15 protein-coding genes are annotated in these 21,272 nt (G+C 58.0%); 3 read left to right on the top strand and 12 right to left on the bottom strand.

The window, feature by feature from the left end; all coding sequences use genetic code 11:
• Positions 1–75: 75 nt before the first annotated feature.
• From B3Z17_RS15085 to B3Z17_RS15075, 3 genes are all read right to left on the bottom strand, one after another.
• Positions 76–960 carry an ROK family protein gene (locus B3Z17_RS15085; RefSeq protein ID WP_286830626.1) on the bottom strand — a complete coding sequence of 295 codons (885 nt, stop codon included), beginning with the start codon at positions 958–960 and terminating at the stop codon, positions 76–78.
• A 3-nt stretch (positions 961–963) separates the two neighbouring features.
• Entirely contained in the window at positions 964–2,862 is a 1,899-nt protein-coding gene (locus B3Z17_RS15080; protein ID WP_286830625.1) for an alpha-amylase family glycosyl hydrolase, read from the bottom strand.
• A gap of 147 nt (positions 2,863–3,009) precedes the next feature.
• A complete protein-coding gene (locus B3Z17_RS15075; RefSeq protein ID WP_414672779.1) occupies positions 3,010–5,472 on the bottom strand; it encodes a TonB-dependent receptor in 2,463 nt (820 codons plus the stop codon).
• A 231-nt stretch (positions 5,473–5,703) separates the two neighbouring features.
• Here B3Z17_RS15075 and B3Z17_RS15070 point away from each other — a divergent pair, with 231 nt between their 5' ends.
• Positions 5,704–7,293, top strand: a complete 1,590-nt coding sequence (locus B3Z17_RS15070; protein ID WP_286830623.1) for a sodium:solute symporter — start codon at positions 5,704–5,706, stop codon at positions 7,291–7,293.
• 157 nt (positions 7,294–7,450) lie between these two features.
• Here the strand turns inward: B3Z17_RS15070 and B3Z17_RS15065 are convergent, their stop codons facing one another.
• The 4 genes from B3Z17_RS15065 to B3Z17_RS15050 form a co-directional block, all read right to left on the bottom strand.
• The gene (locus B3Z17_RS15065) at positions 7,451–8,461 is read right to left on the bottom strand and encodes a LacI family DNA-binding transcriptional regulator (RefSeq protein ID WP_286830622.1); all 1,011 of its coding nucleotides are present in this window, start codon (positions 8,459–8,461) and stop codon (positions 7,451–7,453) included.
• 153 nt (positions 8,462–8,614) lie between these two features.
• Positions 8,615–9,490: a DUF1295 domain-containing protein gene (locus B3Z17_RS15060; RefSeq protein WP_286830621.1), complete on the bottom strand. Its 876-nt coding sequence runs from the start codon at positions 9,488–9,490 to the stop codon at positions 8,615–8,617.
• Positions 9,491–9,537: 47 nt separating this feature from the next.
• Entirely contained in the window at positions 9,538–10,707 is a 1,170-nt protein-coding gene (locus B3Z17_RS15055) for an acetyl-CoA C-acyltransferase (protein ID WP_286830620.1), read from the bottom strand.
• A gap of 1 nt (position 10,708) precedes the next feature.
• Positions 10,709–11,938 carry an acetyl-CoA acetyltransferase gene (locus B3Z17_RS15050; RefSeq protein ID WP_286830619.1) on the bottom strand — a complete coding sequence of 410 codons (1,230 nt, stop codon included), beginning with the start codon at positions 11,936–11,938 and terminating at the stop codon, positions 10,709–10,711.
• A 96-nt stretch (positions 11,939–12,034) separates the two neighbouring features.
• Here B3Z17_RS15050 and B3Z17_RS15045 point away from each other — a divergent pair, with 96 nt between their 5' ends.
• Both B3Z17_RS15045 and B3Z17_RS15040 read left to right on the top strand, forming a co-directional pair.
• Positions 12,035–13,504, top strand: coding sequence for a carotenoid oxygenase family protein (locus tag B3Z17_RS15045; RefSeq protein WP_286830618.1), 1,470 nt, complete (start codon positions 12,035–12,037; stop codon positions 13,502–13,504).
• A 41-nt stretch (positions 13,505–13,545) separates the two neighbouring features.
• Entirely contained in the window at positions 13,546–14,478 is a 933-nt protein-coding gene (locus tag B3Z17_RS15040; protein WP_286830617.1) for a winged helix-turn-helix transcriptional regulator, read from the top strand.
• A 237-nt stretch (positions 14,479–14,715) separates the two neighbouring features.
• Here the strand turns inward: B3Z17_RS15040 and B3Z17_RS15035 are convergent, their stop codons facing one another.
• The 5 genes from B3Z17_RS15035 to ytfE form a co-directional block, all read right to left on the bottom strand.
• Complete coding sequence (locus tag B3Z17_RS15035; protein WP_286830616.1) at positions 14,716–15,528, bottom strand: hypothetical protein; 813 nt, start codon at positions 15,526–15,528, stop codon at positions 14,716–14,718.
• The gene (locus tag B3Z17_RS15030; RefSeq protein WP_286830615.1) at positions 15,525–16,943 is read right to left on the bottom strand and encodes a B12-binding domain-containing radical SAM protein; all 1,419 of its coding nucleotides are present in this window, start codon (positions 16,941–16,943) and stop codon (positions 15,525–15,527) included. The genes B3Z17_RS15035 and B3Z17_RS15030 overlap by 4 nt, the downstream gene beginning before the upstream one ends.
• Positions 16,940–17,968 (bottom strand): NAD-dependent epimerase/dehydratase family protein, encoded by a 1,029-nt coding sequence (locus tag B3Z17_RS15025; protein ID WP_286830614.1) that lies wholly within the window; start codon positions 17,966–17,968, stop codon positions 16,940–16,942. Before B3Z17_RS15025 ends, B3Z17_RS15030 begins: the two co-directional genes overlap by 4 nt.
• A 224-nt stretch (positions 17,969–18,192) precedes the next feature.
• Entirely contained in the window at positions 18,193–20,592 is a 2,400-nt protein-coding gene (locus B3Z17_RS15020) for a nitric-oxide reductase large subunit (RefSeq protein WP_286830613.1), read from the bottom strand.
• The gene (gene ytfE / locus B3Z17_RS15015; protein WP_286830612.1) at positions 20,585–21,259 is read right to left on the bottom strand and encodes an iron-sulfur cluster repair protein YtfE; all 675 of its coding nucleotides are present in this window, start codon (positions 21,257–21,259) and stop codon (positions 20,585–20,587) included. Before ytfE ends, B3Z17_RS15020 begins: the two co-directional genes overlap by 8 nt.
• Positions 21,260–21,272: the final 13 nt, after the last annotated feature.

Genomic DNA, 21,272 nt, shown 5'->3' with positions numbered 1-21,272 from the left:
GAGTTTTTCAACGGAATAGGCCCGAAGCGGGCTTCAAGGCAATGTTCCGCCCCCCGGCTCCCATGCCGGTGAGGGCTAGGAGCAAAGCGCGAACGCCCCAGCCAACCCCGAAACACCGCCAAGGGATTGCGGCACGATGTAACTATCCAGCCCGCCTGCGCGCGCAGCGACCGGCACGTAGCTGGCAAGTGCTTTGGCAAACTCCTGCCGCACAGCTTCAATAAGCCCGGGACGCGCCATTACGCCGCCGCCCAGGATGATCTTCTGCGGGGACAGCATCAGGGTGATGGACCGGCACATCTGCGCCAGGTAAAAGGCCTCAAATTCCCAGGCCTTATGGCCTTCGGGCAGGTCCTGACCCGGCACACCCCAACGTTCTGCGATTGCCGGGCCGGCGGCCAGCCCTTCAAGGCAGTCATCGTGGAAGGGGCACCCCCCCGCAAAGGCTTCATCACCCGGCGCACGCGGCATGGGGATATGACCGATTTCCGGGTGCAGCAGGCCGTGCACCAGCTTGCCATTCACAAAGGCACCACCGCCAATGCCGGTACCAACTGTCACGTAAACGGCGCTGTCGCAGCCGCGCGCATGGCCCCATCGCACTTCAGCCAGAACAGCGCCGTTCACGTCAGTATCCAGCACTGTGGGCACGCCCAGATGCTGCTTGAAATAGTCTATGAAATTGGTACCAGCCCAGCCCGGCTTGGGTGTATCCAGAAGCGCACCATAGGTGGCAGAGGCCGGGTCCAGGTCAAGTGGGCCGAAAGCAGCAATACCAAGGCGCTCTACCGGTCCGTGCGTCGCAGCGGTGTCGGCAAAAAAGTGGGCGCACAGGTCCAGCGTTTCCTCGGGCGTGGTGGTCGGGAACGTGGCCTGGGCGACGATATCATCATGCCCCCGACCGACCGCACAGATAAATTTGGTGCCCCCGGCTTCAACCGCGCCAATCAGCTTGCTCATCCCCTACTCCGTCTTCTCACCCAGTATCCAGCGGCACTGGTACGGACCCAGTTCATTAAGGCGCCGCCCGCAGATGCCGTTCAAGGGGCTGATATCCCGCGCCCCGGCCCCAAGCACTTCTTCAATGACGCCCGCATCCACAGACTGTTCGCTGGCGCTGAAATTTGCAAGACACAGCATGACCTCATCTTTCGCAGGGCGGACGAATGCCAGCACATGGTCGTTGCCAGCGTCAAGGTAGCGCGAGCTGTTCATCGCCCCCAGAAGCGGCAAATGCTTGCGCGCCTTGATGAGAGACCGGAGCCCGGCGCGCACCCGCGCATAGGCGCTTTGGTGAACAGGGATAAAGCCTTCAAGCCCGTCCGGCATCACCGGACGGTGTAGCCAGCGGCCGTCCTGGTGGGCCGGACTGTCGGCATGGCCATAGTCGTTCAAGAGCGCCAGTTCGTCGCCCATATAGATGAGTGGGATGCCGTCGAGCGCCATGGGAACGGCATGGAGAAGCAGGATTCGGCGAACGGCAAGATCGAGCGCTGTGTCGTCGCCTGCCTCAAGCGCCGCCTCAAGCCCCGCGAGCGATGCCAGCGTGCCGTTGCTGCCAGCGAACGCCTCGCCCGGCACCGGCTGGAACCTGAGGCCGCGCGCGAAGCTGCCGTCCACCTCGCCCGCATAGAAGCGCCACAGCCAATTCAAGTGCTCGTCACTCGCGCCCCATTCAGCGCCTTTGGTGTCCCTGAGCGCCGCCCAGCCGATATCATCGTGGCAGCGGGCATAATAGACCCATGAAGTGCCCTCCGGTTTTTCCGGCAGGGCCGACAGCATATCGTAAGCCGGTTTCGCACTGCCTGTCGCCAGACTGTCCCACAGCGCCGCCATCGCGGCGTTATGGTACGCGAGCTGGCATTCCTTGCCTGCCTGGTCCGCATGGCCAAAATATTTGGTGATGTGCCGCGCCCCGGCCATGGCTTCCGCCTTCAGCGCCACGCCTGGCGCCACGATGGAGACTGCGGCGCGGAACAACTGGATCAGCTCATGGGTTTCCGGCAGGTTGCGGCAATGGGTGCCCAGCTGTTTCCAGACATAGATGGCGGCGTCCAGGCGGAAGATTTCAACACCCCGGTTCGCCAGTTGAAACAGGTTATCCAGCATCGCCAACAGGACCGCCGGGTTATGGTAATTCAGGTCCCACTGATAGGGATAGAAGGTTGTCCAGACCCATTTTTCTGCCTCCTCCACATAGGTGAAATTGCCGGGCGCCGTCTGAGGGAACACTTCATCAAGAAGCGGCTCAACCTGATCTGGCACCGTGCGGTCGGGATACATGAAATAGAAATCCTGGAATGCCTTTTCACCGGCGATGGCGCGCTGGGCCCATTCGTGTTCCCGCGCCGTGTGGTTGAACACGAAATCGAGGCACAGGCTGATGCCTGCATCCCGCAGGTCGCTGATCAGGCCTTCCAGATCATCGATACTGCCCAGATTGTCGTTGGTCGAAAGATAATCCGCGATGGCGAAACCACCGTCGCTGTCGCCCTTCCGCGCCTTCAGCACGGACAGCAGGTGCAAATAGGTGACCCCCAGTTCCTGAAGGTAGGGGATCTTCTGCTTCACGCCGCCAAAATCGCCCGCGAACCGATCCGGGTAGCACATATAGCCCAGCATCTTCGCGTCCTGGTACCAGGGCTTGTCGGCAGCTGCCCGCGCTTCATCCAGCGCCTTCAGGTGCTGGGGCCTCGCATCATATGCCCGCCATACAAGGTCGATCAGCCGCTGATGCCAATCCGCGAAATCGGTGCGCTTGCCGTAAAGGGCCGTCAGCGCCGCGCGCAGATCACCGCCGAACCGGGCCATACGGCCATCAAAGCAGGTGTCACCATGGGTATGTGCGGTCTGTTTTCTCATTTGCATCAAAACTCAATTAACAAAAAGGGGCGGTGCGGCCCTGTGTATGGATTTGGGGGGACAGAGCCGCACCAAGGGAAAACCTGTGCCATGCCGATAAGGGATGGAAGAAACATGGCACAGGCGTACTTGGACTCATATGAGCGCCTAGAAGACGTACTTCAGTGTCAGCGTCGTGGTGCGTCCATTGATGGACCGCGCACGGATCACATTGTCCACGCCTTCGACGATGGATCCTTCTTCGGATTCCGTCAGGCCCACGGCGTCAAACAGGTTGTTGACATTGAGGCTGAGTGTCAGCCCGTCGACAATCTGATAACCCGCGAATGCGTTGACTTGCGTATAGCCGGGCATAACCAGCTCGTTGCTGTCCTGCGCATAGGCCTTGGTGGTGCCGATCATGTTGGCACCGAAGAAGAAGCGGTCGGCCGTATAGCTGGCCGTCGCCTGATAGATGAAATCAGCCTGCCGGCGCGGTGTGTTGCCAACAACCGTCGGATTGAGGGCGTCCTTGGAGATTTCCGCGTCCGTGTAGGTGATCCCCGCCGTCAGGTCGAACGGGCCATTGAAGTAGCTGGCTTCAAGCTCCAGCCCTTTAGCCTTGTAGGTGCGGTCGAAGAATGTCTGGGTCGTGGCCTCGAAATTCTGTTCCTGCGTTTTGGCATAGAAGCCGGTCGCAAACAGGCCGAAGCTGCCGGTACGGTATTTGACGCCCAGCTCATACTGATCAACCATATCAACCGCGTCTTCCTCTGCGACAGACCCATCAGCATTCACCTTGCCAAACAGCAGGCGGTCGGCATTGGCACGGCCACCGCGGCTGGCGCGGGCAAAGACGGCGAGATCATCGTTGAAGGCATAGTTGGCGCCCACAGACCAGGACCAGTAGCTCCAGGTATAGTCAACCGGCATCGGGTTGGCGTTATCCACCGCCGACACGCTCTGCTCTGGCACTGAAATCACGCCGTCCTGGTTGACGTCCAGATTTGCCATCTGAACAGCACCCGCATAGGTGCCGGACGCACTGCCCCGGTCATAGCGGACAGACACATCAGCCGTCAGGTTGCCCTGCATGTAGCTGAGAGACGCATACGGCGCATCGATATCATAGGAGGTGTCATAGTTGCGGGTACAGCAGTTGCCCCAGAAGGGCACGCCATAGGCAATAAGGCCATTTTCCGTGACGGCATTCCCGTCTGCATCATAGACATCCAGAAGTGCTGCGCCGTCGCCCTTGATTTCCATCAGGTAGCTGTTCCACAGCCAATCCATGTCGATCGACTGGCTGGCTTTGTAAAAGCCGGCCGACAGGTCAATGGCGGCGCCACTGTCCATGTCCATGGATTTGGTGACTTTGAAATCATTGGCGAAATTGCCGAAGTCATTGATTTCGGTATCGAACACATGCATGCGCATCGCCAGCCCATTGCCGTTCAGGCTGGACGGGCTTGCGATGGCGTCACCGCCCGATGGGCCATTGGCAAACGCAAGCGTTGCCCCAGCGCCACCGATGGATTCAGCAATAGAGGACGCATCAGCCACCTGCGCCGGGAACGGCGAGACGAAGCGGCCTTTGGTGCTGGCTACACGAATCTTGTTGGTGATGTTCCAGCCGTCATCGAAATCGAAGTTGAATTCGCCGCCCACAGCCGTGCTGACTGGGTGCATGCCGTCCGCTACATCAGACGTGCGGCGCGCGCCATTGCCGTCCAGCCCGAAGTTGCTCTGAAAGAAGGGGCTGTGTGGCGTATCGCCGGACACATCAAACCCTTCAACAGAGCCGATTTCCGGATCGGCATTGGTGCCGGAAACCAGTACGGGCATCGGCAGATAGCCAATGGACCGGTCATTCAGGTGCTTGAAGTAAAGGCGTACGAAGCCGTTTTCGAATTCCTTGGTGATATTGGCTTTGATCTGGCCGCCCTTGTTGCCGTTATAGCCAGCTTCGCGCGGGCCTTCGCCAACGCGGTAGAAGCCTGCAACATGGAAACGGAGGTCATCGCCGATCGGGCCACCATAGGCGAAGTCCGCCCGCGTGGTGTTATAGTCAAGGCCGCGCGTGAGCGCGAGGCTGCCGCCTTCTTCTTCACCGGTGTTGGAGATGAAGTTGATCACCCCGCCTGGCGAGTTGGACACGAATGTGGAGGCCGACCCACCGCGAACCGCCTCGACTCTCCGGATGGAATAATCGGCGCGCAGGAAAATATCGGCGTTACCAAACGCAATGTCGCCAAACTCCATGACCGGCAGGCCGTCTTCATGGAGCTGCAGGAACTTGGCGCCGCCAGCCGCCACCGGCAAACCGCGTACAGCAATGTTGGCATTGCCTTCACCGCCTGTCGATTCGGACCGTACACCCGGGATGTTACGGAAGATTTCCGCGGCCGAGCGTGGTGCATATTTCTGAATCTCGTCAGGGCTGACGGATGATACAGATACACTGGACATCATTTGCGATGTGGCGTTGGCAACTGCTGTTACCACGATTTCTTCAAGGGGCATCTCTGCTGGTTTTTGCGCATCAGCTGCATCATCCGCAGCATGGGCACCTGCCGCCATCACCATGGCGGATGTGGAAACCAGCAAGCCGTAAGGGCTATATTTCTTCATCATAAACCTCCCCAGGTCATTGTAATCAAAAACTCTGCAAAGAGCCCCCCAAAGCTCAATGCACCTTCCACAGCTTCGAGTCATACGCTCATATGCAACCGGTTGCAAGAACTTTATGCAACCGGTTGCGTAATTTATTTTTTACGCTATGGTAAAAGCAACCTGTCCACCGCCATACTATGCCAACGGGAAGGTCGGCAGCCGGTGGGCTTCATATTCTGGGAGGGGCAAATGCCTGATTTTGGCGTTTCGATGCATCCGGTGGATCTGGCGATCCTGGCTGCCTATTTTGTTTTTGTACTGACGCTTGGGGTTATGCTTGGCCGCAAGCATGAAGACGCAGGGGACTATTTCCTGGCTGGCCGCAAGATGGTCTGGCCTTTCATCGGCCTTTCGCTTTTCGCGTCCAATATTTCCTCTACCACGCTGATCGGGCTGGCAGGAGACGCCTATGCCACTGGCATTTCAGTGTTCAACTACGAATGGATGGCAGCTGTTGTCCTGGTGTTCTTCGCCATCTTCCTGCTGCCTTTTGTGTTGAAATCCGGCGTATTCACGATGCCCGAGTTCCTGGAGCGCCGCTTTGACGCCCGTGCCCGGCTGTATTTTTCCGGCCTGACCATCTTCCTGAATATTGTGGTGGATACCGCCGGCAGCCTGTTCGCCGGTGCGCTGGTGGTGAAAATGGTTTTCCCCGCCTTGCCCGTGTGGCAGATCATCGCGATTCTCGCGCTCGTGGCTGGCATCTATACCATGATGGGCGGGCTTGCCGCCGTCATGTACACAGACGCCATACAGGCAGGCCTGCTGCTGATTGGCGCGGTGGTGATTTCCATCGTGGCGTTTGACAAAATCGGCAGCTGGGAAGCTGTCACCACTGCGGTGTCCGCAGACAAGCTGAGCCTTATCCGCCCCCTGGATGACACCAGCCTGCCCTGGCTGGGGCTGGCAACCGGCGTACCGCTGATCGGCTTCTATTTCTGGTGTACCAACCAGTTCATGGTGCAACGGGTGCTCTCCGCCAAATCGGTACAGCACGGCCAGCTGGGCAGCCTGTTTGCAGGCGCGCTGAAGCTGCCGGTGCTGTTCATCATGGTGCTGCCTGGCACCTTTGCGATCCTTCTGTATCCGGACCTTGAGCGCGCCGACCTGGTGTACCCAACCCTGATGTTTGACCTGTTACCCACCGGGCTTCTAGGCCTTGTGATCGCAGGCTTTATTGCGGCGCTGATGTCGCAGATCGACAGCACGCTCAATTCGGCATCCACCCTTGTGACGATGGATTTCATCCGCCGCGCGCGCCCCGAAGCCACTGGACAGGAACTGATGAAAACCGGCCGCTGGCTGACCTTCGTCTTCATGATCCTGTCGGTCCTGTGGGCGCCGCAGATTGAGAATTTCGGTTCCCTGTTCAAATACCTGCAGAAGATCCTGTCCTACAGCATTCCGCCTGTGGTGGTGCTGTTCCTGGTGGGCACCTTCTGGCGCCGCGCCAACGCTACCGGCGCTTTCTGGACCATCCTCATTGGCACTATCGCAGGCATCAGCCTGTTCGTAGCCAATGAAGTGATGGATGCAACATCGATCCATTTCCTGTATGCCGCACCGATCTTGTGCGCGCTGTGCACCGTGATCCTGATTGTCGCCAGCCTGATGTCGCCCGCACCGGGCACGGACAAGCTTGACGGTCTGACCTGGACAACCGACGTATACCGCGCAGAAACGGTGGCACTCAAGGGCACGCCCTGGTACGCCAACTACCGCGTTCTGTCGGTGATCCTGCTGACGGTCACTGCCCTGTTGGTAATCAGCTTCGCCTAGTGAGGGGGATTTTAAGTTCCCTTCATTCTTGGAGGCGCGCTTCTGGGAACTTAAAATCCCTAAACCTCACTAGAATAAAAGACTTAGTATCGTTTCAGAATCTGAAGTTCGCAAATTGCCTGCCTCAAATGATAAGGCGAACTTCAGATTAACGATACTAGGTCGAGGCGCGTTCGACAATCTCGGTATCCAGCATCAGGGGGGCAGGCTTGCCTCCCTGAATGATTTCAAGAAGACGGGATACGAGTTCCTGCCCGCCACGCTGGCAATCCTGCCGCACGGTGGTCAGCGGCGGGCTATAGTATGATGACAAAGCAATATCGTCATACCCCACGATTGCCACATCTTCGGGAATGGAAAGCCCGCGTTCCCTGAGCGCCCGGATCGTCGCCATCGCGATCACGTCAGAACAAGCAAAAATGCCGTCAACAGCTTGGCCGCTGTCAAGAAAATCTGCCACTGCCCTGTAGGCCGCTTCGCCACCAAAGGGCGTCACAACTTCAAGGCTGGCATCCACATCCAGGCCTGCCGCAGCAAGCGCATCCTGATACCCGGCGTACCTTAGCGCCACCTCGGGCAGGCGCCGGTCCCCCAGAAACGCAATATGCCTGCGGCCGCGTTCAATCAGATGACTGCTGGCCTTTTTACCGCCCAGGCGGTTATCGCTGCCCACCGTGCAATAATGCTGGCCATCAAGGAGGCCGCCCCACACAACGAATGGTGTGCTGCCTTCCGCCAGCTTGTTGATTTCTTCATGCTGGGTGCCCTGCCCCACCAAGATCACACCGTCGCAGGTGCCGCGCTCAATATGGTCCCGCGCCCACTCTTCGGCACTGACAGACGATTTCGCCAGCAGAAGCTCGTGGTTCTGGTCATTCAGCGTATCGGCAATACTGCCCAGAAGCTCAAGAAAGAAGGGGTCGGAAAGCCGCCAGTCCTTCTCCCTGGTATCCGGAATCAGCACAGCGATTGTCAGCGTTTCCTTGGTGCGAAAATTCCGGGCCCGCTTGTTCAGGCGGTAGTTATGCTCTTTCGCCAGCGCCGCAATCTTCTGCTTCGTCTCCTGGGGAATAAGCGGGCTGTCAGCCAGAGCGCGCGACACTGTCGACTTGGAAACCCCCGCGAGTTTCGCCAAATCTGCCATCTTGATTGGCGGCTTTTGTGTCAACCCCACTCTCCCTACGATACGCCCATGCAACTGTTGCATAACACTAGGAGGGGTTTATTTGGTTTTCAAGGGAAACGACAATTCATGCACCGCATGAAGCCCACCGTCCGCTTTCGCCCCATTGCTGATAGAGGCACCTTCCCTATAGCTACGCTACCGCGCGTTCGAAGGAGGGAGCGGCAAAAGGCGCGAAGTTCGTTTCAGGTAAGCCTGATAGGATGGGTCTTCGCCCCACCTCTTTTTGCCGAGCTTCTCAAGAAGCGGAATCCCGCTGACCTTCGTGAGCAGGAAATAGACAAAGACCGGTGAAATCAAGACGATCCACTCCATCCCGCTCAGGAGCGGAAGCGAGATCACAAAGATGCCCGACCACAGCAGCAGTTCGCCAAAATAGTTGGGGTGCCGCGACCATGCCCAAAGGCCGCTCTGGATGAACTTCCCTTTGTTTTCCGGGTTGTTCCTGAAGGCTTTCTTTTGGCTGTCCGCCACGGCCTCAAACGCAAAACCAACGACCCACATGGCAACACCCGCATAGAAAGCAGCGCCCAGCGGGGCTGTATTGGCCGATGTAATGATCAGAAACGCCGCCGCAGCCGTCAGCGTTACCCACGCACCCTGGATGGTCCAGGTAACAAAGAAACGTGCCGGGTTGGACCTGATTTCCGTAAACCGTTTGTCCTGGCCGTCAGCCCTGATCCGGGCAAAAAGGAAACTGCCGAGGCGCACTGTCCAGATGATGACCAGAGCCGCAACAACAAGCGCCCTTTCATGCAGTGGCGCACTCAGTAAACAGGCAGCGACGATCGTTACCAGGTAGGAAACGGAACCCATCAGGTCATAGTATTTTTCGGTCTGGGCAAGCGCCGCCGGAACAAAAGCAATCCAGTTCACCGCATAGGCCAACAGGCCGCACACCACCATCATCGGCAAGCCAAATACCTGCGGGCCTTCGCCCCCCGCCAAGAACATGGTGCCCAAGCCAATCGTCGTTGCGATCAGGGCAACCATCATGGATTTCAAAAGTTTCATCATTTCTTCCCTTGTGTGCCTTGCCTCAACGCTGCGTCCCTGATCGGTCAGGACAGTCGTTCAATGATCATCGCTGACCCGAGCCCGGAAGCGCCGGATATGACGACCATTCCGGTGGACTTGCCTTCCCGCTCCAGACATTCCAGCAGCGTCGCGAGCAATATGCCGCCCGTTGCCCCCATGGGATGCCCCAGCGCAATCGCCCCGCCACCTGTGTTCATACGGTCCAGATCAATATCCAGATGTCGCATGAACTGGATGCAAACAGCCGCATAGGCCTCGTTGAACTCAAACAGATCAATGTCAGACGCGCTCATGCCTGCCTTATCCAATACCTCGCGCGCGGCCTTCAGGCCACCGGTCAGGGAAAGGAGCTTATCATCTGCCACAGTCGCATAGCTGACAATTCTTGCTTTTGGCCTCAGCCCGGCGGCCTCACCGGCGGCAAGATCCCCCACCAGCAGCATGGAAGCCGCGTCAGCCAACGCCGGTGCATTCCCGAAGGTGTGGATATGATTGACTGGCCCGGCGTCCGGATAGGCCGCCAGAAAAGCCTTGTCCGCAATCATGGGCCCTAGCTTTTCGGCCATTGGCTCCATGCCTGCGAGGCTTTCGGCCGTCACGCCCACGCGCGGGGTTTCATTGCTGGTAACCCTGCCATGTGGTGTTTCGACCGGGATCACTGAGGCGGGAGTGCGTGCCTGCGCCCGTGCCTGTGAGCGTGCGGCATAGGCATCAGCTTCTTCGCGGGAGATGCCTTCAAGGGTCGCCACGAAATCCGCCGCGAACCAGAGGGGCACAAAGCCGGTGCGCTGCATCATCTTCGGGTCGCTATAGTAGGGGCCACCATCGGAGAAGGGCGCAACGCGGGACATGCTCTCCACCCCGCCAGCCAGCTGCAGGCTGTTTTGCGCGCTGCCATGAAGGGCGGCGGTCCAGATCGCATCGAGGCCCGAACAGCAGAAATTGTTGAGAGTCAACGCAGCTGTATGCTCAGGCAGGCCGGAAAGCAAAGCCGCAGTGCGGGCGATATGCCCGCCCTGCTCGGCCGACTGGGTCACGCAGCCGGCAAAAACACCCGCCGGCGCCGCTTCTGGCGCGCGGGTGAGCATGCTGTCAATGGTGCCTGCCAGCAGATCGGCCGGGGCAACGCCGGACAAGGCGCCGCCCTTACGGGCCGCCCCGCGAGGCGTGTAGAGGGCGTCGAAGATATACATGCTAGCGCTCCACAACGAAGGAGACGTTGGTAACACCCGAGCCGCCGATGTTCATGGTGGCCATCCGCCGGGCACCGTCTATCTGGCAGTCTCCCGCTTGGCCCGTGACCTGCCTTGAGGCATCCAGCAGCATCCGGATGCCGGTGGCGCCAACAGGGTGCCCACCGCCGATCAGCCCGCCAGATGCATTCACCGGCAGCTTGCCTGTTTTCAAGGTATCGCCCGCCTCGATCGCCTTCCAGGCCTCGCCTGGCGCGGTCAGGCCGAAATGTTCGGTGAGCATATATTCTGTGATGGAAAAACAGTCATGCAATTCAATGCCGTCCAGTGCCTGGTGCCCGGGAATATCGGCGCGCTTGAAGGCGTCGGTAATCGCTTTGCGGATCATGGGGAAGAGATTCCCTTCCGTCGGCGCTGCCTTCAGTTTGTCTGCCAGCATCATGGGCGCGCTGGTGTGGCCCCAGCCAGAAATCCGGGGCAGGTCCGAAAGGCTTTTGCCGTGCCGTGCGGCCCAGGCCGCGGCTGCCTTCTCACCCGCCAGGATCACTGTCGCGGCGCCGTCGGTCACCTGTCCGCAGTCCGACCGCCTTATGGAGCCTTCAATGACGGGGTTCGCGTCATCATCTTCGCCAAAGGCGTCAGCGGGAAATTCCCAGTTTCGCGTTTGGGCCAATGGATTGACTTTCGCATTATCGAAATTCTTGCGGGAGATTGCCGCAAGATGCTCTCGCTCAATTCCGTACCGGTCCTGATAAAATTCCAGAAGGTCAGAGAAAATGGATGGCCAGACATATTTCCTGCCGTCCGTTTCACGCCCCTGCCATGCTGCGGCACCCAGGAAATCTGCGGCCTGCCTCCCGGGCACGTTGCGCATAAGCTCCACACCCGTCACCAAAGCCGTGCCATACCTGCCGGCCTCAATATCAGCCATGGCAGCAAGGATCGCCAATGACCCGGACGCGCACGCACCTTCATGCCTGCTGGCCGGTATGCCCATCAGGTCAGCGTTGATGGTCGCCAGAAATCCGCCCAGGTTGCCCTGGCCCGCGAACAATTCGCCAACGAAGTTGCCGATATGGGCCACCTCGATGTCCGACCCTGCCATGCCGCTCTGGTCCAGGGCGCCGTTTATTGATGTGTCCATCAATTCATGCAGGCCACCGCCTTCGCGTGCCCAATTGCGCGCAAAATCCGTTTGCGACCCGCCAATGACAAAGACTGCCTGCCCCATATTTCCCCCGCTTCAAAATAGTAACTTGCAAAACCATACTAACTTAGGCATGGTGCGTCAACGTCTGAAATTATGAAGCAAATTTGGGGAAGCAGCATGGCCAGTGAACTTGTCCGGGAATATGAAACGTCGATTCGTGAAAACAATCACCCCTACATGAGCGGGGCCTGGGCGCCGATGCACCGGGAATATAACGCCACCGACATGGAAGTGATCGGCACCATCCCGACAGACATTGACGGTGTTTACATCCGCAACACAGAAAACCCCGTCCACCGGCCACTGGGCATGTATCACCCGTTCGAAGGCGACGGTATGTTGCATATGATCAGCTTCAAGGACGGCAAGGCCACCTACCGCAATCGTTTCATCCAGACGAACGCCTTCCGCGAGGAACAGGCCGCGGGCGAAGCGCTATGGTCGGGCTGGACAGCCATCCCCAACATGTCCAAACGGCCGGGTGAAGTGCAGCAGCCCGGCCTCAAGGATGCGTCCTCCACGGATGTCATCGTGCATGCGGGCAAGGTCATCACCACCTACTGGCAGTGCGGCCAGGGCTACAAGCTGGACCCCTATACGCTCGAGGATGACGGCACGGTCGACTGGTGTCCGGAAGCTGGCATCTCCGCACACACCAAATTGGATGAAAACACCGGCGAACTGCTGTTCTTCAACTATAGCCTGGAAGCTCCCTACATGCACTATGGCCTCGTGGGTGCCGACGGCAATCTGGAACACTATATTCCGGTGGACCTGCCCGGCCCGCGCATGCCGCATGACATGGCCTTCACCGAGAACTTTGCCATCGTCAACGACTTCCCGATGTTTTACCGCCCGGATGCCCTGGAGCAGGGCATCCATATTCCCATGTTCGACAAAACCAAGAAGTCCCGGTTCGGCATTATCCCGCGCAAGGGAAAGCCGGAGGACATCCGCTGGTTCGAGGCCGAACCCACATATGTGCTGCATTGGCTGAATGCCTGGGAAGAAGGCGACGAAATTATTCTGGACGGCTATTTCCAGGAAGACCCCTTCCCGGCAAAAATGGTGGATCACGTGCCGCCCAAATACGCCATGATGGCAACCTTCCTGGACCTGACCACCCTTGGCGCGCGCCTGCACCGCTGGCGCTTCAACCTGAAAACAGGTGAAACACGCGAGGAAAAGCTGGATGACGAGTATCTGGAATTCGGCATGTTCAACCAGAAATTTGCCGGCAAACCTTACCGGTACGCCTACAGCGCAAAGCCAAAGCAAGGGTGGTTCCTGTTTGAAGGCCTGGTGAAGCACGACCTCAAGACCGGTGAGAAAACCCGTTTGGACTTCGGTGAAAACCGCTACGGCAGTGAAGCCCCCTTTGTGCCGCGCGTTGGTGCGACTGAAGAAGACGACGGTTATCTGGTAAGCTTCATCACGGACATGAACACCAATACATCCGAGGCCGTTCTTGTCGACGCCCGCCGAATTGAAGACGGCCCGGTCTGCAGGATCATGCTGCCGGAGCGAATCCCCAGCGGCACGCACTCCACCTGGGCGAATGGGGAGGACATTCGAAAGTATCGTTGATACCATGCCTTTTGATTCAATTTGTCAGGTAATCAACTGGTATGAGTTCACCCCACCCAACGGCACAGCAGGAAGCCGCACTTCAGACAGGTGTCTGGAAAGCATTCGATGTTGTTTGCGACACAGCCATCCTTCTGATTCTGGAGGCCTGCTGGCTTGGCAGCCGCCGCTTTGTTGATTTCGAACAGTCAACCGGCCTGCAGAAAGCGCTGATAAGTGACCGCCTGAAATATCTGGTTCAGGAAGGTTTGCTGGCAAAACGCCCGGTGGGGAATGGCAAGCATCAGGAATATATTCTGGAAGAGCGCGGTCTCGCCCTTTTCCCAACCGCCCTACTGATGCTCGCGTGGGAGCAAAAGTGGAACGCCAGCGAAGGACCTGAGGTTAAGGTTGTTCATACCGGTTGCGGCCATGAGCTGATACCGGAACTGCACTGCAAAGCCTGCGGCGATACAGTTGCCGCAAAGGGTCTATCCTTTGAAGGGGGTAACGCTTTCATGCTGGGCCAAAAGGGCTTTGTGAAACGTCGCCGCCAGGCAGGACTGAACCGCACAAACACCAAGATTTTCCATGAAGTTGCTGAAATCATTGGGGACCGATGGATGGCCTTGATCTTGCGGATGGCTTTGATCGGCATAAGCCGTTATGACGACTTTCTGCTGTCAACGGGGATCGCCACCAACATCCTGGCGGACAGACTGGCACGCGCCGTAGACACTGGCCTGATGCAGCGTAGCCGGTATCAAGATAATCCGCCCCGCTATGAATATCAGCTTTCTGAGAAAGCACGAGACCTGCTTTCGGTTGTCCTCACCCTTATACGGTGGGGCCAGGACTGGTATGAGGCCAATCCGGGCGAACATGCTGTCATCACTCACAGTTGTGGCAAGACCTTGCACCCTGTGGTGGTTTGCCAGCATTGTGGCGACCCGGCATGCCGCGACACATCAAAGCTCTTGATGGGACCGTACTAAACAATCTGTTGAATTTGGATACAAAGCCACGGGGATATTCTTCGCTGGAGGCTTATGCCCGCTTTTGGCTAATTGGAGATATCCCAGCGCGCCAACGGAAGCGCAATTTCTGCATCGAAGTGGCATTTGAGGACCATCTCTTCTCATGCGCTGCACAGACCGATTGTCACAGTTTCGCGGAAAAACGTGGAAAGGCCACATCGCAACGTGCCAGCCGCCTTTTCTTGCACCTGCCTCCTATTGAGGGATGTAGGCTTGTGCCGCGATGTCGACCGGCAGCTCCTCGGATTCCAGGGCCTTTTTCAGCCGAGGAAGATCTGCTTGAGGCAGACCGAACGCTGTTCGCCAGTCGCTGTGCGGGGCATAGAGAATGACATGCCCTATCCCCGCGGAACGCAGGAGACAGGGAAGCATATTCTCATCCTCGGGTTCAACCGCCGCAAGAAGCGAAGCTTGCCGGGCGCCAGCGCAGTGCCGGGCGACCGCTTCAGGTGCGCAACGCCGGTGCAACCCCTCGCCGTATGCAACTACAAAGATGGCACCTCTGTATTCAATTCTATAACCCAGCATGGGGCCTGCCCATTTGGGCCCCTTCATCATCATACGCACGATCCGCCAGGCGGTCGGTGCTTTTCTGATCAGCTTCCCCAGATGCCGTACTGCCGGCGCCAGGCCTGGTGGCAAAAGGGGCATATGGGTCCAACCGAAAACCGAGAGGCTGATATCACCCGGCAGGGATATCTGCTCTCCCTCGGTTGCCTGGTGCAATGTCAGGTTGGCCTTGGGATAGTGGCGCCGAAAATACCGGCACAGCCACGTCGAAGCGACAAGCGTGATGTTGCCACTGCGGCAAGGCCGATTGAGGAGATCTATCGTCCCGCCCAGATGCTCTGGATGGCCATGGGTGATAAGAATGAGGATGTCGCCGCGATCCGGGAACTGCGTACCTTTCGGCGGGTCAATGAAGATGGACGGCAGCCCGGTACCATACAGGTGAAAACCGGACCAGCCCAGATAGTCCACAACATAGGAACCCCACCTGCTGATCATGCCGCGTCTTCCAATTTTGCATCAGGTACGGTCGGCGGTGTGTGTAGATGGGCCGCTTTCAGCGCCTTGTAGTTGCGCATCAGGCCGCCAAACATTCGGATGTAATGCCATGACCAGTTGCCCGGACGCCAAAGGCCCAGCTTCATCACTGCCCGCCGGATGACGCGCGAATAAGCCTGACGCATCAACTGGTAGAGGCGTTTTGTCGGCGTTTCCGTGGGCAGGAGAAAATGCTGCAGGTCATATAGTTGTCTGTCGTTTGAAATGAGGTCCGGCTCCACCTTCCGGTACAGGGGCGTGCCCGGCAGCGGGGTCAAGGGCGTGAATTCGGTCAACAGAATGGCGGGGTGTCGCTTCACATAGTCGTCAATGGCCAGGAAGTCTTTTTCTTCGAAATGTGGCTCGACGAGGAACCCCGCACTCATGCCGATACCAAGGTCGTCAAGGATCGCAAGGGCTTCTTCGTCCCGACCCTTTTCCACCCGCTTACCCGTTCGCTTCAGCGCTTCATAGTCCAGGCTTTCAAGGCCCGACATCACCAATTGCAGACCCGCCCGCGCCCACAGGGCAAAGAGCTCCCTGTTTTCCACGATTGAATCCACCCTAGCGTATGTGAAATAACGCTTCTTGACCCCGGCGGACAACAGCATTTCACCAAGTTTCCACATACGCTCGGGATCGTGGAAGGCATGGTCGTCGCACAGATAAACAAACTCTTCTTCAAGACCGGCAATTTCCTCAAGCAGCAACTCCGGCGAACGCGGGATGAATCCGCCATGGGAATAAACCCTGCAAGAACAGAAGATGCAGGGGAAGCTGCATCCCACCGAACTGCGTACCGCTGCAATCCGACGTTCCCAAAGATAGAAATATTTATGCCTGTAGCGAGCTGTAAGCGACCGATCAGGCATCGGCTGGTGGTCCAGCGTCTGCGGCAATGGGCGGGGCTTTGTCGGCGTCAGCACGTCACCCTCACGGATCATCAGCCCGTCGATATGGTGAAAGGTTCGGCCGCCATCAGCAACGGTATCGCATATGTCGCGGAAGGCCTCCGTGCCCTCCCCGCGCACCACCAGATCAATGGCCGGGTCCAGAAAATCCTGCGGCCACACTGTGGGATGGTGTCCCCCAACGACCGTAACGCAGTGAGGCGCTGCCAGGCGTGCCCGAGCAAGTGCCCGTTTCGCGGTTTCCACATGCACAACTTCAGAGGTGACGCCCACAATATCGGGGATAAACTCTCGCAGGGTGAGGTCCAGATCCTGGGGCGCGACCTCCATATCCACCAGGCGAACCTCATGGCGGTCGCCGACCATGGCCCCAAGCAGCTCCAGATTGAGTGGTTCGATCTTGGCTATATTTTTAAGCCCGATGGTATGGTCGCCACACGGCGGATTGATCAGAAGAATTTTCATGAAGGCTCCTGTCGTGGATGGAGGGCGGCAGGACACCGTGCCTGCAACCAGGCAAGCGTGTCCTTGAGTGTGATATCCAGAGGACGTGTATCCAGCCCGAGGCCCCTGCGCGCCCTGTCGGCATTGAAATACCAGTAATAGCGTGATAGCCGCACCCCGGCTGTTGTCAGGGCACCGCGCGGCGCAAAGGTCTCTGCAACCGCGGCGACACCAAGTGCCAACGGATATGGGATGTTAAACCATGGAGGCCGAGCCCCGGACAAGCGGGCAATCCGGCTCACCAAAGCCGTCAGGGCGATATTGTCCCGTCCAGCAAGGATGTAATGATCTTCGGGGGATGGACAGGCCAGCGCCGCCACGGTGGCGGCAGCGACGTCGCGAACATCGATGGGGTTTACGCCACCATCCGGCCACACGGGAAGCCGACTGCGGCTAACAAGGTCGATAAGAGCTGTGCCATTTCTTGGGCCGTCACCCGGGCCCAGCACGAAAGTAGGACTCAATGTGATAACGGGGTCGCCATCTCTTCGGGCCCCAAGGGCCATCTCATGGCCAGCCCGTTTTGCCGTTACATAGGGGATACCGGCGCCCGCCAGGTTGAACGGAGCATGCTCATCAAGGGCATCTGCAGGCCGGTGCGCCGGAAGCGCCCCGACAGCGGACGTGCTGGACATGACGAGCAAGCGCGCCAGACCAGCCTGGCGAGATGCCGCCAGCATGTTCCGCATCCCGTCAATATTGACCTGCCTTAACGCAGCCTTGTCCGCTGCCTGCACCGAGACAAACCCGGCTATGTGAACCGCTGCTGCGACATCGGGCAGGCTATTGGCAAGGGAGCAGGGTTCAAGAATGTCGGCATATCTTACCTCCGTTCCAGGCGGCAGCACCCGTGCCGCCATATCCGGAGACCGGGCAAGCACCACCGGGCGAAAGCCCGCATGCGCCAGCGCCGCAGTCACATGCCGACCGATGAAGCCAGTTGCGCCCGTTACCGCAACACGGCTGCCTTTAGAAATACAAAGCATGATGCGCCCCACCTGTTCGCGTCAGGTCGGAACGTTAATCATGAGGACATCGTCTGTGCTTGATCTGGATCAACCAGCATCAGAAACGGCACTCTACTGCTTGACCGGACAGAGGCGTGTGGAGGAGCGAGAGCTTTTATATTGTTCATGGCCAGGCACAAGCCATACCCCAGCAATATGACCCGAGCCAGCACAAGCGGGCTCGGGTTTCCTTGTGTTGCAGCTCAGTGGCCCTGACCGCCACATGAACCACAGCAGATGCTGTCTTCCTGCTCACTATTCATCGATACCGCAGGGGACATCGCAGAGTTCCCGCTTTCAAGGACCGGCGCCATCGACGCGCCCGCACCTTTGGCAAGAGCTTCTGTCGGCTGGTGTGATCTGGTGTCGCCGATATTGAAAAGGCCCTTCACAACCTGCCAACTTACAGCCAGCGCACCGACGATAAAGACGAGGTCACCAATGGTGCGGACCCACCTCAGGGTTTGCAGGAGGTCACTTTGCATGAAGCTCTCACTTCTTGCATACCAAAGCCCTTCAGACGCACTGGCCACAAACTGAATAATGCCCACGGGCAGCAAGCTGGTGAACAGCATCAGAACAAGGCCGCCATTCAAGCAACGGAATCCCCATTTCATCAGCTTTTCGTCAAAGGCCATTTGTGGCCGGATATAGCGCAGAACCAGGATGGTGAAGCCCAGGGCAAGGAAGCCATAGACGCCGAACAAGGCGGCATGTGCGTGTGTTGCCGTGGTATTCAGCCCCTGGATATAATAGAGCGCAATCGGCGGGTTGATGGAAAAACCAAGCACGCCTGCCCCAAGCATATTCCAGAAAGCAACCGCCACGAAGAAATAGAGTGGCCATTTCATCTGGTCCATCCAGGGCGCGCGGTGCTGCAGCTTCCAATGTTCCCAAGCCTCATGGCCCAGGACAATCAAGGGCACGACCTCAAGCGCACTGAAGGTCGCACCAACAGCCATCACCGGTGTCGTTGTGCCGGAAAAATACAGATGGTGGAATGTGCCCGGGACACCGCCCAGCATGAACAAGGAGGCTGACGCGAGAGCGGCAATGGTTGCCATCCGCTTTGAGACCAGCCCCATGCTGGAGAAAATAAAGGCCAGCGCTGCGGTCGCAAAGACTTCAAAGAAACCTTCCACCCACAGATGGACAATCCACCAGCGCCAATATTCCATAACGGAAATATGGGTCCGCTCGCCATAGAAGAAGCCAGCGCCATAGAAGAAGCCAATGGCAACAACGGATGCGGTGAACAAGGCCAGAAGGTGCTTGTCGCCCGGCTGCATCAGCGCGGGAACAATGCCGCGCATCATTAGCCCCAGCCAAAGCACGATTCCGGTGAATTTGCCGATTTGCCACAGTCGGCCAAGGTCGACATATTCATAGCCCTGATGGCCAAGCCAGAAGTTCCATTCCGCGGGCATGATCTGGGCAATCGCCAGATAGTTCCCGACGAAAGACCCCACCACAACAACGATGAGAGCCCAGAACAGCACGTCGACACCAAGCTTCTGATACTTTGGATCTTTCCCACCGTTGATGATGGGGGCCAGAAACAGGCCTGCGGCAAGGAAACCGGTCGCTATCCAAAACAGTGCCGATTGGATATGCCACGTCCGAACAAGCGTGTAGGGAAACCATTTGGAGGTTTCGATCCCGTAGAAGCTTTGGCCTTCCACCGTATAGTGCGCTGTGAAACCACCCAGGAACACCTGGAAGGTAAAAAGCGCAACAACAAGGAACAGATATTTGCCCAACGCCTTCTGGGAAGGGGTCAGCTGAAAGCGGCTCAAAGGGTCGCGAGCGGGAGCTTCGGGCTCCTTTTCATCTTCCCCGCGCATGAAGGACCAGGCCCAAACCAGGCCGCCAATACCAGCAATCAGCAAGACAACACTGACAATGGACCAAACAACATTCTCTGCCGTTGGGACATTCTTGATCAGGGGCTCGTGGGGCCAGTTGTTGGTGTAGGTTGCGGCACTGCCCGGCCTTTCAGTTGCGGCGGCCCAGGCTGTCCAGAAAAAGAATTCCGTCAACCGTTCCCGGCGCTCGGCACTTGGCAGCACCAACTCTTTCATCGCATAGCTGTCGCGGGTTCCGCGAAGCTCCGGCGCACCACCAAAAAGCCGGGAATAATAGTCAGCTGTCTGGTAAATGGCCTCAAGCCTGCGCGGTGACAGCATCAGTGTGTCGGTCGCGGCGTCATAGCCATTGGTACGGTAGGCCTGCGTCAGTTCATACTGAAGGCTGTTCTGTTCCGCCCCTGACAGTTGGCTGTAATCTCGCCCATAGACATCCCGAGAGGCCAGTTCCAGCCACGCCACCAGTTCACGGTGCAACCAGTCTGCTGTCCAGTCCGGCGCCTGATAGGCACCGTGCCCCCAGACGGAGCCCAACTGCATGCCGCCAACCGACTGCCAGGCCGTCTGGCCATCCAGAATACTGTCACGGGTCATGATGACAGCGCCGTCTTCGGACACAACAGCCCCGGGTATTGGAGGCGCTTCACGGTAAACCTCGTTACCGAAATACCCAAGCAGCCCGAACGTGACCGCAAGTGTTGCGATCAATGTCCACCAAAGTCGGTAATATCTAGCCATGAACCGCCCCCTTCAGGTTACGTGCGAACAGAACGTCATTTTCCAGATGAATGTGGGATGCCAGATCTGCCACAAAGGCCTCCAGCCCCAGATAAAGGGCACGCCATGTGTTGCAGGCCCCTTCAGGGGGCACGCACCCACCTGTCAGTTCGTCCAGCCGGGCCAACTCCTGCACATGCCCTTCATGTTCAGCCATCATCACACGAAGCGGCGCACCCGCCATGCTACCCTGGCCCTGCACCAGCATTGGAAAGAGAATTGCTTCTTCTTTCTGCATATGGTGCTCCAGTTCAAGGGCAAGATGGTGCAGAAATTCTGTCAAACCATGTGGGCAGGCAGGGTTGTCGCCGTGTACGCTTTCAACCCTGTGCGCCAATCTTTTCAGCTCAGTCAATTGTTCGCGGTGAACTTTGTGAAACCGATTAAGGATAAACTCGACAAGGTCGGCGTCGCTCAATGTATCCACGTTTTTGGCGTTGATAGCAGCCCCTGAAAGAGCGGCCAGGGCGGCCGCAATCTCTTTCACGTCCACGCCACGCTTGATCGCAGCCTCACGCAATGTGTGTTCGCCGCCACAACAAAAGCTCAACCTATATTGGTGGAAAACTGCGGTTGCTCCAGGCAACTCCTGTGCTAACTGGGCCAATGACCTATCCAGCATACTCATGATTATCTCCATA

The sequence above is a fragment of the Kordiimonas sp. UBA4487 genome (assembly GCF_002389025.1).
In the GTDB taxonomy this organism is placed as follows: Bacteria; Pseudomonadota; Alphaproteobacteria; order Sphingomonadales; family Kordiimonadaceae; genus Kordiimonas; species Kordiimonas lacus.
Note: the sequence above shows the minus strand (reverse complement) of the source record. Positions and strands in the feature narration are given on the sequence as shown.

Coding starts and splice junctions, on each gene's coding strand:
- B3Z17_RS15035 (WP_286830616.1), bottom strand. CDS start 15,528: ATGATCAGCAGGTGGGGTTCCTATGTTGTGGACTATCTGGGCTGGTCC.
- B3Z17_RS15030 (WP_286830615.1), bottom strand. CDS start 16,943: ATGAAAATTCTTCTGATCAATCCGCCGTGTGGCGACCATACCATCGGG.
- B3Z17_RS15060 (WP_286830621.1), bottom strand. CDS start 9,490: ATGAAACTTTTGAAATCCATGATGGTTGCCCTGATCGCAACGACGATT.
- B3Z17_RS15020 (WP_286830613.1), bottom strand. CDS start 20,592: ATGGCTAGATATTACCGACTTTGGTGGACATTGATCGCAACACTTGCG.
- B3Z17_RS15075 (WP_414672779.1), bottom strand. CDS start 5,472: ATGAAGAAATATAGCCCTTACGGCTTGCTGGTTTCCACATCCGCCATG.
- B3Z17_RS15025 (WP_286830614.1), bottom strand. CDS start 17,968: ATGCTTTGTATTTCTAAAGGCAGCCGTGTTGCGGTAACGGGCGCAACT.
- ytfE (WP_286830612.1), bottom strand. CDS start 21,259: ATGAGTATGCTGGATAGGTCATTGGCCCAGTTAGCACAGGAGTTGCCT.
- B3Z17_RS15070 (WP_286830623.1), top strand. CDS start 5,704: ATGCCTGATTTTGGCGTTTCGATGCATCCGGTGGATCTGGCGATCCTG.
- B3Z17_RS15085 (WP_286830626.1), bottom strand. CDS start 960: ATGAGCAAGCTGATTGGCGCGGTTGAAGCCGGGGGCACCAAATTTATC.
- B3Z17_RS15045 (WP_286830618.1), top strand. CDS start 12,035: ATGGCCAGTGAACTTGTCCGGGAATATGAAACGTCGATTCGTGAAAAC.
- B3Z17_RS15055 (WP_286830620.1), bottom strand. CDS start 10,707: ATGTATATCTTCGACGCCCTCTACACGCCTCGCGGGGCGGCCCGTAAG.
- B3Z17_RS15080 (WP_286830625.1), bottom strand. CDS start 2,862: ATGAGAAAACAGACCGCACATACCCATGGTGACACCTGCTTTGATGGC.
- B3Z17_RS15050 (WP_286830619.1), bottom strand. CDS start 11,938: ATGGGGCAGGCAGTCTTTGTCATTGGCGGGTCGCAAACGGATTTTGCG.
- B3Z17_RS15040 (WP_286830617.1), top strand. CDS start 13,546: ATGAGTTCACCCCACCCAACGGCACAGCAGGAAGCCGCACTTCAGACA.